Below are 16,411 nucleotides of genomic sequence, written 5' to 3'. Positions count from 1 at the left end.
GAGCGGGAGGTTCTGGTGAAGACGGTACGGGTAGGGGTGCGCGCGTTCGATGCGATCACGCAGGTCGGGCTGACCAGCTACTTCCGGTCGCGGCCGGAAGTGGAAGTGGTGGACTGCGCGGCGCTGACCGCGAACGACGTGCGGGTGGTCCAGGCCGATCGGATGTCGTCGCAGGTGGTGGCCGAGCTCAAGCAGTGGGCGGCCGAGGTGGCCGTGCCCACGGTGCTGGTGACGAACGAGTTGCAGGAGCACGAGGTGATGACGGCCGTGGAATGCCGCGTGGTGGCGGTGTTGTCCCGCGAGCAGGTCTCCGCCGATCGGCTGGTGGAGGTGGTGCGCGCGGCGGGATCCGGTCGTGGTGCGCTGCCCCCGGACCTGCTGGGACAGTTGCTGGAGAACGTGCGGCGGTTGCAGCGCGACGTGCTGTCACCCCGCGGGCTCGGAGCGGCCGGGCTGACCTCGCGGGAGGTGGACATCCTGCGGTTGATCGCCGACGGTTTCGACACCGCGGAGATCGCCGAGGAACTCTGCTACTCCGAGCGTACGGTCAAGAGCGTGATCTACTCGATGACGAACAGGCTGCACCTGCGAAACCGCCCGCACGCCGTGGCGTACGCCCTGCGAGCCGGCGTCATCTGAGCCCGAGGAGCCGTCGCGCGCTGGGGGCGCGACGGATATGACGGGCCTCGGGTGTGGTGAAGGAGCGACAGGAGAAGTCGAGGACCACGAACACCGCCGGACATGAAGACAGCCCTCCTCGCCAGTCGGCGAAGAGGGTCTTTGCGCGTTGCAAGTACCGCGTTCAGAGGACGAAACGCGTGTGCCGGCTACGGGGGTTCGGGCCGGCAGGCCAATTCCGGCGGCAGGCGGTCCCTGAGACGGCCTTGGGTGCCGTCAGGAACGCCGTCCGAAATCCGTTGTGGCGGTATGTCGGGTGAAGAAGGTCCCGGATCGCCGTGGGCGAACCCTCTGATCAGTCCTCTATGGACACTTTCGGGATGTCCGCGTTCGCCGGCCGTCGTGCTCGGCGCCGAGCTGACCCATTGGACGAGCCGGAGCGCGGTCTTCGCTGATTCCGGGGCCAGCGTGTGTCCATTGCGGAGCACCCAGTCCCGCACCCACGAATCCACCGAGGTCGGTACGGCCTCGACCCGGTCGGCGACGTGGTCCACCTCGGTTCCGGCCGCGTCGAGGACTTCCGCGAGCTGCCGGTGAAGCGCGAGCCGGATCGCCTGCGGCATCGTCGTGTAGAAAGCCTGGCGGACGGCGGGGTGCCGGAAGCGCAGCCCGTTCCCGGTGCGCGCCAGCAGTCCGGCGTCGACGAGTTCGTCCACCAGACGCGCCACCTCGGCCGCCGGAAGCTCGAGGACGAGCGAAAGGTCGCGCTCCGGGAACTCGGGGTCGGACAGCGCCGCCCAGCGCAACGCTTCCTGGGCGCGCGCGGACAGGAACGCCAGCCGGCGTTTGATCACCTGCGCGGCGGATACCGGCAGCTCGGGCCGGTCTTCGCCGTCCGGTTCGGTGAGTGCGCCGTGGGCCCGCCACGCGTCGACGAGGTCGGTGAGGATCCGGGGGTTTCCCGCCGCTGTCCTGGCGAAAGCGACGACCGCGGGCTCCGGTGAAGGTCCGGCGAGGACGGTCAGGAGGTCGGCCGCCTCGTCGTCGCGCAGGTCCTGCAGCCTGAGGATTTCCCCGGCCTGGTCGCGCAGTTCGCCGAGAGCCGCGTCCGCGGTGAGCGGACGATGCGAGCCGATGAGCAGCAACGGTGACCGAGCGGTCAGCTGGACCAGCTCCCGCCAGACCGACAGGCCCGCCGAATCGATCCACTGTAGATCGTCGGCGAAGAGGATCAAGGGCGCCTGCGCGCAGAGTTCCCGTACCAGCTCGATGATCGATTCGGCGTCGGCCGCGGAATTCCGGTCACGGGGGACCTTCAGAGCGCGCGCGAGCGCAGCCCGGCGAGGATCGGTCGCGGTGAGCCGCACCCCCAGGCATTCGAGAACGAGGCGAAAGGGTGCCTCTGGGCTGAATTCGTCGGCGACGCCGATCCCCACCGCGCAGCGCGCTCCGGCGAGGGCTTCCGCGGCGAGCGCGGACTTGCCGACGCCCGCCGCGCCCTCGATCCACAGCACGCCACCGCGGCCCTGCTCGACCCCGGTGATCGCGGACCGGAGCCGGGAAAGTTCGGCTGCCCGGCCGACGAACTCCGTCGCGCGCAGGCGTGCCGGCCCCGAGGCGTCACCCGTCTCCAGCGGCCACAGCGCCGGGTCGTCCGACCGGATCTGGTCGTAGCGGGTGGTGAGGGCGGAACCCGGTTCGGTGCCGAGCTGCTCGATGGTGATCGCCCGTACCGATTCGAAGACCTCCAGTGCCTCCTCGCGGCGGCCGCTCCGGTAGAGCGAGAGCAACAGAAGGTCCTGCAGATTCTCGCGCATCGGGTGCCGCGAGGCGACGTCACACAATTCGGTGGCGACCTGTGCGTGTTCACCGAGATCCAGCAGCGCTCGCGCGCGTTGCTCGACGGCGTCGAGCCGAAGTTCCTTCAACCGCTCGCGTTGCGCTGCCGCGAACGGGCCGGGCAGTTCCGCCAGCGGCTCCCCGCGGTACAGGGCGAGGGCTTCGTCGAGCGCGGCGATCGTCCCGGCGGGATCGGCGTCCCGGTAGCGTCGGCGGGCTTCTTCGCGCAGGGTTTCGAAGCGGACCATGTCGATGGCCTCGGCTGGAACGCGAAGAAGATAACCCGTCGCGCTCGACTCGAGGACCGGGGGAGTGCCGGGATCGGTTTCCTGGGCCGCGAAGACCTTCCGAAGCGCGGACACGTAGGTGTAGATACTTCCGTTCGCGCTCGCCGGCGGATGCTCACCCCAGACCGCGTCGATCAACTCCGATCGCGTGACGACCTGATTGGCGCGCAACGCGAGAACGGCGAGGACCGTGCGGCGATGGGCCGGCCCCAGGAGGATCTCTTCGTCGTCGTGCCAAGCCCGAACCTGGCCGAAGAGAGCGAAGCGAAATCGCATGACGGCCTCCTTGACGCTCGGGGTATTGGTCCGGGAACGGTGGACGACTATCGAACTGACCGGCCTTCAAAGCGACTTTTCCACCCCTTCGAGGCCGGTGTCGAGCGCGGCGCGGGCCCTTCGGGGAACTCTGCGGTTCATCCACAGGGGTGTGCCGCACCGAAGCCGTCCGGAGAGCGCGAAGGGGCTTGTGGAAACGGTCTTGGCAGGCCGTCAACATGCCTTCGAGCTGCGGTTTCTTGCTTCCTTGTCAAGTCGTGGCGACTGCTCTCACGTGATGATCGGCCTTGGCTGTCAAGTGACCGCCGAGGACTGTCGTAGGTCTCGGCGGGGGAGCGGTCGGCGCACTGGCCGGTATCCGCGGGCACTTTCATGAATACCGGAAATCGGAAATTTCGGAGCGGGTTCCCGGCATTTCTCGCCGGGAAGAAAGTGAACGGGTCGGCGTATTCGTCTGACCGTGCCGGGAATTCGCCCGCGCTGACCGTCACGCGGCGAACAAACCTTGTGGTACCAGGGAGTGAACGTCCACAGTGGGCGGCCTGGGTGCGGAAGGGCAGAGTCGTCCGTCATTTGTCTTGTGATCAGGTCGATTCCACTGAACGGCGGTAGTGTCGACAGTGGAATATGACAGGATCGTCGGGATGTCCGAGCCGCCGAGAAGGGGGGATGTCGTGGTGTTCGAGGATGACCGCCGGAGTCACGCAGAACCGGGGGAGAGGACGACCTGTCCGCCACCCGATACCCGGGAAGACGTCTTCCGTCCGCAGCTGGAGCTGGCGAGTCATTTCGACGAGTACGTCGACCAGCTGGCCGGCCTGGTGGTCGTCCAGCCCCGGGGCGAGGTCCGGGACTCCTACATCGACATCCTGGTCGGCCTGAGCAACGCCGCCGAGGCGTTCCGGCGGTCCGAGGCGGGTGACGCGCAGGAGGCGGCCGAACGGCTCCGGTCCGCTGTGGACCTGCTCAGCAAGGCGCGGACGGACGGATTCGTGCTCGTCCACGCCTGACCGCCCTTTCGGGCGAAGTAGTTGTCCTAAAACACCCTCTCGCGCGCCAGGCTCGGACCTGCGCCGTCAGGCTTCCACCCAGCCGTGCTTGTGCGCCAGGTGGACGAGCTGACGCCGGATCAGCGTGATCTGCTCGCCGGTGACACTCGGCGCGGCACCGATGAGCGACTCGGTGACCTCGTCGAGGAATTCCTTGACCGTCAGGACGTCACACATGCCGTCGTCCTGGGTGCTCGCCGCCGAGCTCCGGCGCGCGAGGTCGCCGGCCCCGCCTTCCGGGGACTCGACGAGGTCCACACGCGACGCCTTCAAGCCGCGTTCGCTCTCCAGCACGTCGAACTTCACCGAGACGCCCGGCCCCAGCAGCCGTTTGTCGAAGGTGAGCGCGTTGACGTGGACGAACACATCCTCGCCACCGTTCTCGGGCGCGGCGAAACCATATCCGCGGATCTCGTCGAAACTGACGATTTTTCCTTCGGGCACGACGGAAATCCTCCGGCTGTTCGATGGGGGGCCAGGGGCGCTCGGGCAGGCCGTGGGGGCTGGTCCTGGCGCCGGGTGATCAGAAGCCGCGCTCGCCGCCGTCGGACGTCTCGGTCTTGCGGGCGAGCAGGATCGGCAGGGTGTACTCCGGTTTCGGCTGCTGATCCGACCGGTTCTTCCTGGCGCCGCGATCGAGGATCAGCAGGAGTGTGCCGCAGATGATGCAGACCAGTTCGGTACCCGTCGCGCAGTACTCAGCGAAGGTGCTGAAGTGGTCTCGTTGAGCGAAGACGCCGACGGTCTCCGCGATGGCGTACGAACCGAGGGTGGCCACCCCGAAATCGACGGCCAGCCAGGTCATGAGCCGATGGCGCCACGCCAGCAGTCCGATGGCGATGAGCGGACCGGATATCGCGTTGAGGAGGAACAGGGGAGCGAGGAAACCCAGTCCTTCGATGGTCCAGAGGTAGAAGTGGACGCCGGAGGAACCCAGCAGGCCAATCACGACGGCGATGCGCAAAGCTGCTTTCATCGTGAACTCCTTCGATCCCTCTGCTCCTTCGCTTCTTACCACGGAGCCCGCTCGTCGTCCGGAACTCGTTGCGCCGGGTGGGACGATCGCCGGTCGTGGACGTGGGAAGGCGCCCTGCACTTGAGACATGTTTCGACCGCATTCTGGCACTTCGCCAATGTCCGATGGCTCTTTGCGGCGGCCGTTGCCAGATCTGGTGAGCACGACTGCCTTTTCTGACACGTCTTTTACGATGTCTTCTCGTGGCCGGGCATCGCGTCGGCGATGTATTTTCGGGTGAACCCCTTGTCTCGAACCGCGCGCGTGATGGATCGTCCTCATCGTCGGAGATACGCTGGCTTGTCTTGTGTTCTTGGACGGAAACGCCAGAGGTGACCATGGTTCGGCGCGGTAACGGCCAGCTCCGGACGAGGGAGCGAGCCGACACACCAAGCGGTGGCTTGGATCTTCGTGGCGTCGAGGGGTTGTGCACCTCGGAAGTCGAGGCACGGCTGGACGTGGTCACCCCCGGATTGACCGCCAGCGTGCCTTGGCTGATGGCCGGACAGGACACCGGGCCCGCTCCGGCCGTGCCCGCCGGGTTGTGCGCCTCGGCCAAGTCGGCCCGAGAGATGACCCGAGGCAAGGACGTCGGCCTTGCCGTCGCGTGGGCCGAGGAGGCGCTGGACGAGGCTCCGTGCCGTCACGACCCGCTGTGCGTGTGGCGTGCCCTCGTGACACTGGTGAGCGCCGGTGAACTCGTGACCGTGGACGAACAGTGCGTCCGGCTGGTGGAGGACGTCGAGCCGGGGCCGTTCACCCGGGCGCAACGCCGCAGCATGATGCTCCGCGCTCGCGCGAGAGTGGCCCGGCACACCGGCGATCTGCCGGGCGCGCGACGGATCCTCGGCGAGCTGATCGAGTCGGACGTGAGCCAGAACGTCCGGCTGCTCGGTGTGTCCTGGCTGGTCGACGTCCTGCTCGAAGAAGGGGCGATCGACGAAGCGGTGGACCTGATGGCCGACAGCGGCCTCGAGCGGGCGGCGCAGCAGTGGCTGATGTGTCGCCCGATGCTGTTGTCGGCCCGGGCGGCGGTCCGGCTGGCCACCGGCGACGCGGACACCGGTTTCCAGGACTTCCTGCAGGCCGAGCGCCTGTTCGAGGGGCAACGGATGTCGAACCGCGCCATGCTGCTGTGCCCGACGCAGATCTCCCTGGCCGCCAAGGCCGCGCGGCGGGACGAACTCGCCGCCCGGATCGCCGGTCAGGTACTGCTCAGGGCTCGTGGCTGGGGCGAGCCGAGAGTGCTGGGCATGGCGCTGAGCACCCTGGCGACGGTCGAAGACGGACCGGACGCCTGTGCGCAGCTCACCGAGGCGGCCGAGCTGCTCGAAGTCGGCGGTGCCCGCAGCGAACTGATCACCGTCAATCAGGAGCTCGCCCGGCGCTTGGCGGCCCGCGACGACGTCGCGGGGGCACGCTGGCGGATCGGCCAAGCCGTGGGAATCGCGAAGGAGATCGGAGCGCACGGCAGGGCACAGAACCTGCGCGCCGAGTTCGGCGGCATGACCGACTCGGTGCGGTTGACCAAACAGGAGAGCAGGGTGGCCTCGCTGGCGAGAGGTGGCCACTCGAACGAACAGATCGCCGGAAAACTCGGTCTTTCACTGAGAGGCATCGAGTTCCATCTGTCCAATGTGTACCGGAAGCTGGGCGTGCGGGGAAGGAGGGGGCTCCGCGACGCGCTCGGTGAAGAAGTGGCCGGTCGGCAGATGTGACGGTGCAGGGGTGAGGCGAGAGGACGAAATGTTCGAAGAAGCCGGATCGAAAGAGCCGGTGGCCGGTCCGGTGGATCCCGTCGGTGCCGTGCGGACCGAACTCGAGCGGCTGGTGGCCGACGGCCGGTGGTATCTCGCCGGGCACTTGGTGCGGATGCTGTCTGCCCAACACTCACTGTCACGTCCCGTCACCGGCTACGCTCAGTTGGTGCACATCGCCGGGGCACGCTTCCTCGCCGGGCTCGAGCAGGACGAGTCACGGCACGCTGGGCGCGAGTCCAAAGAGGTGCTCCGGGTGGTGCAAGCCCTCAATCGCGGCCGCCAGCGGGGTGAGGTGGTGCGGCTGGCTCGGGCGCCGCTGACCTCGGAGGAGCTTCCGGGGCCGGAGAGGATCTGGGTCGGTGTGCTCGCCCTCGCGTACGCGGGGCATCTGGCCGACGCACGTGCCCTGCTGAGGCTGGCCGAGGACACCCGCGGCGAGCACGGCGCCACGGTGACACGGTCGGGTCTCGCGCTGCTGCGGGCGAGGGTGGCGTCGTGGGGAGCGGGGCGGGAAGCCGCCTCGGAAGCGATGAAGGAGATCCTGACGCGCGGGATCCCGGCGGAGCTCCGCAGCCTCGCCGTCGCGTGGACGGTGTCCGCGTCGGTGGCGGCGGGCGAATTCTCGCGGGCACGGGCTCTCCTGCGTGAACACGACTTCGACGGTCCGCTGACCGATGTCGCCGACGAAGCGGAACTCCTCTTCGCCCGCGGCGGACTGCATCTCGCCACGGGTAAGCACGAACTCGGTTACGACGACTACAAGGCCTGCGGACGTCTGCTGCTCAGCCGCTCCGTGCACAACCCGGCGGTGCTGCCTTGGCGCGCCCACGCGGCGCTCTGCTCGCATGTGCTGCAGCGGCCCGTGCTGGCCGCCTCCCTCGCCTCCGCGAGTGTCATCGCGGCGCGCCGTTGGGGCGCCAGGGAAACACTCGCCATCTCGTTGTACGCCTCCTCGACCATCGCCGCGGATCCCGACGGCGCGCCGCGCCGTGACGAGCACGGGGATTTCGCCGGCGTCGTGCTCCGGCCGGAGTTCACCGCGGTACTGAACGATCTGTGCAGCGCCACCGAGCACGCGCCGTTGACCGACCCGGAGCGAGAGGTGACCGAATTGGCTCGCGCCGGACTGCGCAACAAGGAGATCGCCGAACGGCTGTCCGTGTCGACGAGAACGGTGGAGGCCCGGCTGTCCAAGGTGTATCGCAAACTGGGCGTCACGGGCAGGGACGGGTTGCGCGGCATCTTCTCCCTGTGATCAGACGGACGACACACGTGACTGGATGGACGACACACGCGATGTCCATCTGATCACGCGTGTCGTCCGTTCAATCACGTGTGTCGTCCCCCTGATCACAGGCGTCGCGGGGTCACCGGAGGTGGGCGGCGCCGATCAGCGCCAGCAGGTCGTTCTCCCCGTCGGCGACCTTGAACGTTTTCGCGTCGCGGAGCAGCTTTTCGGGATAGAAGACCTCCCCGCCGGGGAGTTCGACACCGTCGAGGCGGGTCGCTCGGGCACCGCAGAGCTGGATCGCGAGGTCGCACACCTCGAAGGCGGTGTCCGTGGTGAACACCTTGCTGGCCGCGGAATGCGCGATCGAACCGAGGTCGCCGGCGTCAGCCTGCCCGTAGTTGTGGGCGTAGACCGCCCGGTTGAGAGCGCGGGCGGCTTCGAGCCGGGTGAACATCCGAAACAGGCGCAGCTGGACGGACTGGTGCTCGCGCAAGGGCTTGCCGCCTTGGACACGATGCCCGGTGTAGCTCAGCGCGCCTTCGTAGGCGGCCCGGCCCGTGCCGAACGCCAAGAGCGCCATCGAGACACTGGCCAGCGCGTGCGTCGCGTGCATGGCGATCGGGTAGGCGTTCTCACCGATCAGCAGATACTCCTTGGGCAAGCGGACGTCGGTGAAGGAAAAGCCACCCTGGTTGAGCGCTCGGAGTCCGAGTTTCTCCAGTGGCGCTGTCCGGGTGACGCCCTCGTGGTCCAGGGGGACGACGAAGATGCCGCCCTTGGCGAGGCTGTCGCCGTCGAGTGTGCAGCAGACCAGGGCGTGGGACGCGGTCACCGCGCAGCTGATCCAGTCCGCTTTGGTCCCGTTCAGCACCCATTCGTCACCGTCGAGGTGTGCCCTGGTGTCTCCGCCGCCGACGGTCAGGGACGGGGTGTGCGCCGCCATCATGTCGGAGCCGTGGTTCGGGTCGGTGATCGCGAAACAACTGGACCACGACGGCTGTTCCCCGGTGTAGTAGGGACGGCTCAGCTCGTCCACGAGCCGGGGACTGCCGAAGTTGTAGACGAACTGGAAGACCAGCGGGGCGATGAACAGGCTGGTGGCCAGTCCGGCGTCCCCGGTGGCCAATTCCTCCAGGACGAGGAATTCCTCGAACCGGGTCAGGCCGAGCCCGCCGAACTCGGCCGGGGCGGTCAGGGTGAGGAAGCCCGCCTTGCGGGCCTCAGTCATGAACTCGAAGTACGGCGAGCCGGTCGCGACCGCTTCGGCCGCGGTCATCCGGTCCAGCCGGTGGCCGATCGGGGCCGCGTACTCCCGCGCGAACACCCGGGCACGGTCACGCCACTCCTTCGCGTGCTCGCTGATCGTCAGGTCGAGTTCGGTGTACGGATCCCGTCGGGTCATTTCTCCTGCTCCTTCGGTCGGTTCAGGTCTGCGAGCACCTCGGAGCAGGCGGCCAAGATCGTTTCACGATCGACGACGTGCCAATCCCGGCCGCTGCTCAAGGCGTGAAGTTCGTCGTCGGGTTCGAACGCGAAGGCGGCGCCCGCGTGGGTGAAGACCTCCGCGTCGATTCCGCCGTTGCCGACGGCGACGGCGACGGCGCATTCGACGTCGCCGCCGGCCGCCAGTTCCCGGACCACCGCGGCCTTTCCCCCGGGTAGCCCGGGGGTGCTCAGGAGTTCGCCGGTGAACCGCCCGCCCGATTCGGCCAGCCGGGCGCCGTACCCCGAATGCAGCCCGAGGTCGTCCACCGCCTCCCGCAGCGGGAGGTCGGAATTGCCGGAGACGAGGACGATCCGGTAGCGGTACCGTTTGAACAGGTCGATGAGCTGCTCGGCGAAGGGGAACAGCTCGTCGCGGCACGCCCGCCAGGTCCGGGCGGCCGTCTCCCTGGCCTCGGCGACCGTCGCACCGCGCAACGCCTTCGCATAAGCCTGATAGGCCTCGGTCATCGCTTGGCGACGCGAATTCCCGCCGGACGCGTAGCCGCGGATCGCCCGCAGACAGGCCAGCCCCTCGTCCTTGTCGCAGACGCCGTCCTCGATGAGGTCCTCGAGGTAGCGGGTGCCGAGAACACCGCGCAACAGGGTGCCGTCCAGGTCCAGCACGGCGTATTTCACGATTCGCGCTCCACCAGCAGCGCGGCGAGGTGACGCAGATCGGCGGCCGCGGAAGGCGGCATCGGCGAGGTGTCGAGCACGGCGAGGGCTTCGGCGGTGCGGTCGGCGATCATGTTCTCCACCATCGCCGGGGCGCCTGTGCCCTCGATGACCTCCAAGACCCGGAGCGCGTCCTGCTCACTCAGCCGCGGGTCGCCGACGTGCTTCTCCAGCAGCGCGCGCCCGGCGGTGTCCGTACGCTGCGCGGCCAAAGCGAGCAGAACCGTGCGCTTGCCCTCGCGCAAGTCATCGAAGACAGGTTTGCCGGTCGTGGCCGAGTTCCCGAAAAGGCCGAGAAGATCGTCCCGCAACTGGAACGCGTCCCCCACCGGCAGGGCGAACCGGCTGAGCCGATCGAGCAGGTCGGAGTCCGCGCCGGCCAGCAGCGCACCCAGCTGGAGCGGACGTTCGACCGTGTACCTCGCCGTCTTGTACCGGATGACGGTCAAGGGAGCGCCGTGGTCGTCGAGGGGGTTGAGGCAGGTGAAAAGGTCCAGGTACTGGCCGTAGTGCATCTCTTCACGCATCTGGTCGACCAGTGAACAGACGGCGGAGCGACGGCCGGGTGGCAGGGCCGCGCCCGTGAGCAGCTCGGTCGACCACATCAGCGCCATGTCGCCGATCAGGATCGCCGCCGCCTCACCGAAGCGCCGCGCGTTCCGGGCCCGCGGATACCGGTCCGCGATCGAGCGATGGACGCTCGGCCGGGATCGCCGGGTCGCGCTGTCGTCGATCACGTCGTCGTGGATGAGCGCGAACGCCTGGTACAGCTCGAGCGCCGCCGCCACGTCGACGACCGTGTCCGGTAGCCCGGTGCCACCGGCGGCCCGCCATCCCGCCGAGCAGAGCATGGGGCGTAACCGTTTGCCGCCCGCGGTGACGAAATCCCTGAGTGTTTCGGGAATCTCCGGACTGAGACCCCGGCAGGCGGCGTCGTCCCGTTTGGCTTCCAGGAAGAGGGTGAGCCGGGTCAGGACCCGCTCCCGGACCTCGTCGAAATCCAGGGACCGGCCGGTGTGTTCCGTGTAGACGGTCATGGGGTGACTCCTGTGCTCACGAAGACGGTGCCTTGTCGAGGGCGAAGATGCGGAAGCTCCCGCGCCCGCTGTTGTCCAGGTAGTCCTGATAGGCGGGGCCGTAGCTGGTGATGAGCCGCCACTGCGCGTCGTGGTCCTCGCCGGTGAGCAGTCGCGCGGTGACCGGGAGGACCTGGTTGCCCAGGGTGATGGTCGCCCTCGGGTCGGCGAGGAGGTTTTCCGACCACGCCGGATGCTTGCGGTCGCCGAAATTCGACGCGACCACGGCGTAGGAGTCGCCGTAGGGGGAGAAAAAGAGCGGCGAGGAGTACTGCTTGCCGCTACGACGGCCGGTGGTGGTGAGCAGCAGCGTGCCGGCGCCGGTGGTGCCGCCGAGGCTGAACCTGCCCTTGGTCCGTTCCAGCAGGAAGCGATCCGCGGGCACCAGCACCGTGCGCATGAACGTGATGAACCAGCGTTTCGGGGCGACGCGGATCATCGTTTTCCAGAGGATGGCCTGCACTCGTTCTTTCATGACGAAAACTCCCGGATGATGAGGTCGGCGGCCCGCTCGGCGAGCATGACGGTCGGGGCGTGGGTGTGCCCCCGGGTGATCCGTGGCATGACCGAGGCGTCCACCACCCGGAGGCCGGCGACCCCGCGCACGCGCAGTTCCGCGTCCACCACCGCGCCCTCGTCCGCCCCCATCCGGCAGGTGCCCGCCAGGTGGTAGACGGTGTCGGTGTGCGCCCGGACGTGCTTCTCGACGCTTTCGGCGTCGTCGGGGTCGAGCGCCGGATACCAGGGCTCGCCGACGTACGGCGCGAGCGCCGTCGTGCCGAACATCCGGCGCGCGATCTCGACACCCTGGGTCAGCCGCCGCAGGTCATGGCCGTCCGGGTCGGAGAACGTGCCGAAATCGATCTCCGGCGCGTCGGCAGGATCCGCGGACCGGAGCCGGACCTGCCCGGAGCTCTCCGGCCGCAGCAGCACGACGGCGATGGTGAGCGCGTGATCGGGTGGCGGGTCGATTCCGTGGTTGACGAAGGCCACCGGCAGGAAGCTGATCTCCAGGTCCGGCGCCGGTTGCTCGGGGCCGCTCGCGAGGAAGCAGGCGGCTTCGGCCACGTTCGAGGTCAGGGGGCCACGGCGTTCGGACTCGTAGAGCGCGGCGGCGGCCGGTTCGCCCGCGGACGCCAGTGTGACCGGTTTCGGGCAGTGGACGATCAGCGGCGTGAAGACGTGGTCCTGCAGGCCGAGCCCGACACCCGGGGCATCGGCGACACAGTCGATGCCGTGCTCGGCGAGATGCGCCGCCGGACCGATGCCGGACAGCATCAGCAGCTGGGGCGAGTTGACTGCGCCCGCGCTGAGCACGACCTCACGACGCGCGGTGAGCGTGACCGCTTCGCCGTCGGAATTCAGGGCTTCGACCCCGGTGGCCCGGCCGTCGGTGACGACGATCCGCTGGACGTGCATCCCGGTCAGGAGCTCCAGGCCGGGATGCCGGAGGATGCGCAGATAGCCGTCCGCCGCGCTCCAGCGTTCACCACGACGCTGGGCCGTGGGGATGCGTCCAGCCCCGGTGTGGTCTCCTCCGTTCACCCCGGCGGACCGTGGTAGCCCGAGCTCGTCGCAGGCGTCGAGGAAAGCGGGCGTCGCCTCGGATTCGCCACGCACGTCTTCGACGTACAACGGGCCTTCCGAGCCGTACACGCCCGCCTCGTCGTCGCCGACGCGGCGTTCCGACCGGCGGAAGTAGGGTTCGACGTCCGCGTAGGACCATCCCTCGGCGCCCGCCTCCGCCCAGCCGTCGAAGTCGGCGCGGTGACCGCGGGTCCAGACGTTGGCGTTGATCGACGAGCAGCCACCGAGAACCCGGCCCCTGGGGACTCGGATCGCTCGTCCGGCCAGGCCGGGCTGCGGGGTGCTGCGGTAGTCCCAGTCGGCTTCGCTGCCGAAGAGGGCAGGGAACGCGACCGGGATCTTGATCGCCGGGTTGTCGTCGGGGCCGCCGGCTTCGACCAACGCCACGGTGACGTCGTGTTCGGCGCCGAGGCGGGCCGCGATGGCGCATCCGGCCGATCCGGCGCCGACGACGATGTAGTCGAAGGCGCGTACTGCGTCCGTCATAAGGGATTTCCCTCCATCTGGCCCTCGCCGGGAAGAGGATGGGCTGTGGCGTTGTGTCTGCGGGTATAGGCACTGCTGGTTTACCGGATCACGTTCGCCCGATCGTGGCGGGCGGTGTGAATTTCTGGTATTTCCGCCCCAAAGGACACCGGGGTGCGGCTGTGTTGGACGGTGCGAAAGAGCTTCGGTGGTGGACGAAAAGTCCTGGTTTCGGCGCCAGGGCCGCGAGGTGTCGCACACTTGCCGACGAAGGACGCGGTGGTCGCTACGGGTTTCGTTCCCGGAGATGGAAACGTCGAGAATTCGTTCAAGGAATTTGCTCGAAAACACTTTCTTCGCGCGCCGAACCTGAGATTTCCGTTAAAGTCTGCGAACCATCACCGGAAAGAAAATCACGCGCTACGCGTCTTCCGTGGTTTTCCTGCGCAGGCCTGCGATCGCTTGAGGAGTACGAGCTATGAGTACGACCGAACAACGGCGCCACGTCGTCCTGCTGGGCGCGGGTTATCTGTCGATCTGGTCGTACCGGGCGTTGAAACGCAAGGTGGGCAAGCAGGTCGACTTCACCGTGGTCGCCCCGGCGACCGCGCACACCTTCCATGGCTGGACCGGCGAGGTCCTTTCCGGCGAACTGCCGCCGGACGCGCAACTGAGCCCGATTTCCGAAGCGATGCCCACCGCGCGGCACGTCCGAGGACATGCCAGGAGCGTGGACCGCGCCGCTCGGACCGTGGAGGTCGAACGGGTCGACGGGACGAAACAGACCCTCCACTACGACCATCTGATCGTGGGCACCGGCCAGTACGAAGACGTGAGCCGGGTGGAGGGGATGGAGGAGCACGCGTTCCGGCTGCGGGACGCGGGCCGGACCGGGAAACTCGTCGCCCACCTCGACGAGTGCGTGGAAAGCGCCCGTTCGGCGACCGAGGAGAAGCTGCGCGCCAAGGCACTGACCGTGGTCGTGGCAGGCGGCGGTCTGGCCGGGATCGAAGCGTCGGTCGCGATCGCGCAGCGGCTGGCCCGTGCCACGGAGGGAACTCCGGAACGCGAGTACGCCGAAGTCGTTCTCGTCACTCCCACCGGTGAACTGGCGAAGGAGATGCCGCCCAAGCTGCGCGCGCATGTCCGCAAAGAGATCCAGGACAACGGAGTACGTCTCGTCGCGCCGGCCCGGGTCGTCGCCGTGGGCTCCGACGGGGTGAAGCTCGACGACGGTTCCTGGCTGGCGGCGTCCACTGTGGTCGCGGCGATCGGGAACAGCCCGCGTCCGTTGCCGGGACTCGACGACCTGCCTGTCGACGACCGTGGAGCCGTGCGGGCCGATCGCATGCTGCAGATCGCGCCGGAGGTGTGGAGCGGCGGCGACGCGGCATCCGTGCCGCTGGCGTCGGGCGAACCGTGCCCGGTCGACGCGGCCTGGGCGATCGGTCAGGGAAGCTGGGTCGGCGGGAATGTCGCGCGGGTGATCCAAGGCCGCGCGCAGCGTGAGTTCACCTGGAAGAGCGTCGGGGTCACCGCCGGTTTCGGTCGCGGTCACGCCGTGCTGGAGGCTTGGGGGATGTCGTTCCGCGGCCGCCCCGCCTGGCTGTCGAGGGCGGCGTTCTTCGGTTACTACCTGCCTTCACGGCCTCAGTTGCGCCGGGTGCTCCGGATGCTCGTGGCCCGGCGCCGGGGGAAGTGACCGGGGCGGGGTGGTCGTGTCGAGCGGCGTGGGTGTGTTGCGAAAGCCACTTTGGCAACCTTCAACGTTGCGAAAGTGGCTTTCGCAACACACCTACGCCGCCGGGCGGCGTCGGGCATGTCGGATCGCGGGGACGCGGGGCGCGGTTCGTGAAGTGATTCCCTCCTTATCGACGGGACCCGTCCGATGATGTGGACGGAAGAGACCCGTGCGGCGAAGGTGATCTGACGAGCACTGGGCCCGAGGAGGAACAATGCGATACCGAAGACTGCTCACCCTGTTCGCCGCACTCATCGCACTGCTGGCGGCCACGGCCGCTATTCCCGCGACATCGTCCGCGCAGGGTTCGGTCGACGTCGCCACCCGTGTCGCGGATTCGGTCGGCTTCGCGTCCGGGGGAATCCACCTCGAGAACGGGAAAGCCGTCGTCAATGTCGTCGACGACGCCGCCGAGCGGAAGGTGCGCTCCGCCGGGCTCAAGGCGAAAAAGGTCAAGCGTTCCCTTTCGGCCCTGACCGAAGTGAAGAACCAGCTGGACAAGATCAGGAACGTCCCCCAGACCGCATGGGGCATCGACACGAGCGCCAACCAGGTCGTCGTCACCGTCTACGACACGGCGACGAAGACGTCCGCCGACCGGGTCACCGCGGCCGCCGCGGCGTTCGGCGACAGCGTCCGGGTCGAGCGGCGTACCGGGAAGCTGTCCCTTCACATCGCCGGCGGCGAGCAGATCAGCAGCAACGCCGGAGCCAACTGCTCGCTGGGCTTCAATGTCACGCGCGACGGCCAGCCGTTCATGCTCACCGCCGGCCACTGCACGAACGCCGGTGGAACGTGGTCCGGTGGCGACGTCACAGGAGCGCCGGTCGTCGCGAGTGACTGCCCTGGCGCGGACACCGGTCTGCTGTCGCGTCCGAACGGTACCGGGCCGGGACAGATCGTCAACGGTCAGCGCATCACCTCCGCGGCGGTTCCCCTTGTGGGACAGCAGATCCAGTCCCATGGCAAGACGACCGGAACGCGCGCGGGCCGGATCATCGCGGTGAATCAGTCGGTCAACACCGACGTCGGCGTCATCAACAACACGTTCATCGCGGAAATCGTGACACTGCCCGGTGACTCCGGCGGTCCGGCGTATGCCGGGACCCGCGGTCTCGGCACTCTTTCCGGCGGTGACGACCGGGTCAGCTTCTACTACCCGCTCACCCTGGCGATGCAGGCCTACCGGCTCAAACTCGCCTGACGACCCACGGCACCGTCCCGACCGATCCGGGCCGTACCAACGGCCCGGATCGGTCATGAGCGGACAACGTACTGGCACACAACGATTTTGAGGGGAGGTGAGA

14 protein-coding genes are annotated in these 16,411 nt (G+C 68.2%); 6 read left to right on the top strand and 8 right to left on the bottom strand.

Features of this window, described 5'->3' with window-relative positions:
• Nucleotides 1-15: 15 nt before the first annotated feature.
• On the top strand, nucleotides 16-639 hold the full coding sequence (locus ACOCEP_RS34485) for a response regulator transcription factor (RefSeq protein WP_093935886.1): 624 nt from the start codon (nucleotides 16-18) through the stop codon (nucleotides 637-639).
• Between the two features lie 188 nt (nucleotides 640-827).
• On the opposite strand, the gene ACOCEP_RS34480 is transcribed toward ACOCEP_RS34485, so the two are convergent.
• Nucleotides 828-3,020, bottom strand: a complete 2,193-nt coding sequence (locus ACOCEP_RS34480) for an ATP-binding protein (RefSeq protein WP_482333582.1) — start codon at nucleotides 3,018-3,020, stop codon at nucleotides 828-830.
• A 674-nt stretch (nucleotides 3,021-3,694) separates the two neighbouring features.
• Between ACOCEP_RS34480 and ACOCEP_RS34475 the strand changes: the two genes are divergently transcribed.
• Nucleotides 3,695-4,030, top strand: a complete 336-nt coding sequence (locus tag ACOCEP_RS34475) for a hypothetical protein (RefSeq protein WP_482333581.1) — start codon at nucleotides 3,695-3,697, stop codon at nucleotides 4,028-4,030.
• Nucleotides 4,031-4,096: 66 nt separating this feature from the next.
• On the opposite strand, the gene ACOCEP_RS34470 is transcribed toward ACOCEP_RS34475, so the two are convergent.
• Together ACOCEP_RS34470 and ACOCEP_RS34465 are read right to left on the bottom strand one after the other, a co-directional pair.
• The gene (locus ACOCEP_RS34470; RefSeq protein WP_482333580.1) at nucleotides 4,097-4,513 is read right to left on the bottom strand and encodes a cold-shock protein; all 417 of its coding nucleotides are present in this window, start codon (nucleotides 4,511-4,513) and stop codon (nucleotides 4,097-4,099) included.
• 79 nt (nucleotides 4,514-4,592) lie between these two features.
• A complete protein-coding gene (locus ACOCEP_RS34465; protein ID WP_191260015.1) occupies nucleotides 4,593-5,045 on the bottom strand; it encodes a hypothetical protein in 453 nt (150 codons plus the stop codon).
• Nucleotides 5,046-5,485: 440 nt separating this feature from the next.
• Between ACOCEP_RS34465 and ACOCEP_RS34460 the strand changes: the two genes are divergently transcribed.
• Nucleotides 5,486-6,802: a helix-turn-helix transcriptional regulator gene (locus ACOCEP_RS34460; protein WP_482333578.1), complete on the top strand. Its 1,317-nt coding sequence runs from the start codon at nucleotides 5,486-5,488 to the stop codon at nucleotides 6,800-6,802.
• Nucleotides 6,803-6,830: 28 nt separating this feature from the next.
• Entirely contained in the window at nucleotides 6,831-8,099 is a 1,269-nt protein-coding gene (locus ACOCEP_RS34455; protein ID WP_482333577.1) for a helix-turn-helix transcriptional regulator, read from the top strand.
• A gap of 112 nt (nucleotides 8,100-8,211) precedes the next feature.
• Here ACOCEP_RS34455 and ACOCEP_RS34450 read toward each other — a convergent pair whose 3' ends face one another.
• From ACOCEP_RS34450 to ACOCEP_RS34430, 5 genes are read right to left on the bottom strand one after another with little or no spacing between them, the layout of a single operon-like run.
• A complete protein-coding gene (locus tag ACOCEP_RS34450) occupies nucleotides 8,212-9,477 on the bottom strand; it encodes an acyl-CoA dehydrogenase family protein (RefSeq protein ID WP_482333576.1) in 1,266 nt (421 codons plus the stop codon).
• Nucleotides 9,474-10,196, bottom strand: a complete 723-nt coding sequence (locus ACOCEP_RS34445) for an HAD family hydrolase (RefSeq protein ID WP_482333574.1) — start codon at nucleotides 10,194-10,196, stop codon at nucleotides 9,474-9,476. Before ACOCEP_RS34445 ends, ACOCEP_RS34450 begins: the two co-directional genes overlap by 4 nt.
• Nucleotides 10,193-11,272: a polyprenyl synthetase family protein gene (locus tag ACOCEP_RS34440; RefSeq protein ID WP_482333572.1), complete on the bottom strand. Its 1,080-nt coding sequence runs from the start codon at nucleotides 11,270-11,272 to the stop codon at nucleotides 10,193-10,195. Before ACOCEP_RS34440 ends, ACOCEP_RS34445 begins: the two co-directional genes overlap by 4 nt.
• 16 nt (nucleotides 11,273-11,288) lie before the next feature.
• Nucleotides 11,289-11,786, bottom strand: coding sequence for a nitroreductase family deazaflavin-dependent oxidoreductase (locus ACOCEP_RS34435; protein WP_482333570.1), 498 nt, complete (start codon nucleotides 11,784-11,786; stop codon nucleotides 11,289-11,291).
• Nucleotides 11,783-13,384: a GMC family oxidoreductase gene (locus ACOCEP_RS34430; protein ID WP_482333569.1), complete on the bottom strand. Its 1,602-nt coding sequence runs from the start codon at nucleotides 13,382-13,384 to the stop codon at nucleotides 11,783-11,785. The genes ACOCEP_RS34435 and ACOCEP_RS34430 overlap by 4 nt, the downstream gene beginning before the upstream one ends.
• Before the next feature lie 457 nt (nucleotides 13,385-13,841).
• Between ACOCEP_RS34430 and ACOCEP_RS34425 the strand changes: the two genes are divergently transcribed.
• A complete protein-coding gene (locus tag ACOCEP_RS34425) occupies nucleotides 13,842-15,065 on the top strand; it encodes an NAD(P)/FAD-dependent oxidoreductase (protein WP_482333568.1) in 1,224 nt (407 codons plus the stop codon).
• Between the two features lie 253 nt (nucleotides 15,066-15,318).
• The gene (locus ACOCEP_RS34420; RefSeq protein WP_482333567.1) at nucleotides 15,319-16,308 is read left to right on the top strand and encodes a S1 family peptidase; all 990 of its coding nucleotides are present in this window, start codon (nucleotides 15,319-15,321) and stop codon (nucleotides 16,306-16,308) included.
• The last annotated feature ends 103 nt before the right edge of the window (nucleotides 16,309-16,411 follow it).

Source organism: Amycolatopsis sp. CA-211722 (genome assembly GCF_056828465.1).
This window is presented reverse-complemented; position numbering and strand designations above follow the sequence as displayed.

What these genes read in the sequence shown, in the direction of transcription:
- ACOCEP_RS34480 (WP_482333582.1), bottom strand. Translation starts at nt 3,020, where the DNA reads ATGCGATTTCGCTTCGCTCTCTTCGGCCAGGTTCGGGCTTGGCACGAC.
- ACOCEP_RS34465 (WP_191260015.1), bottom strand. Translation starts at nt 5,045, where the DNA reads ATGAAAGCAGCTTTGCGCATCGCCGTCGTGATTGGCCTGCTGGGTTCC.
- ACOCEP_RS34455 (WP_482333577.1), top strand. Translation starts at nt 6,831, where the DNA reads ATGTTCGAAGAAGCCGGATCGAAAGAGCCGGTGGCCGGTCCGGTGGAT.
- ACOCEP_RS34450 (WP_482333576.1), bottom strand. Translation starts at nt 9,477, where the DNA reads ATGACCCGACGGGATCCGTACACCGAACTCGACCTGACGATCAGCGAG.
- ACOCEP_RS34440 (WP_482333572.1), bottom strand. Translation starts at nt 11,272, where the DNA reads ATGACCGTCTACACGGAACACACCGGCCGGTCCCTGGATTTCGACGAG.
- ACOCEP_RS34435 (WP_482333570.1), bottom strand. Translation starts at nt 11,786, where the DNA reads ATGAAAGAACGAGTGCAGGCCATCCTCTGGAAAACGATGATCCGCGTC.
- ACOCEP_RS34430 (WP_482333569.1), bottom strand. Translation starts at nt 13,384, where the DNA reads ATGACGGACGCAGTACGCGCCTTCGACTACATCGTCGTCGGCGCCGGA.
- ACOCEP_RS34425 (WP_482333568.1), top strand. Translation starts at nt 13,842, where the DNA reads ATGAGTACGACCGAACAACGGCGCCACGTCGTCCTGCTGGGCGCGGGT.
- ACOCEP_RS34420 (WP_482333567.1), top strand. Translation starts at nt 15,319, where the DNA reads ATGCGATACCGAAGACTGCTCACCCTGTTCGCCGCACTCATCGCACTG.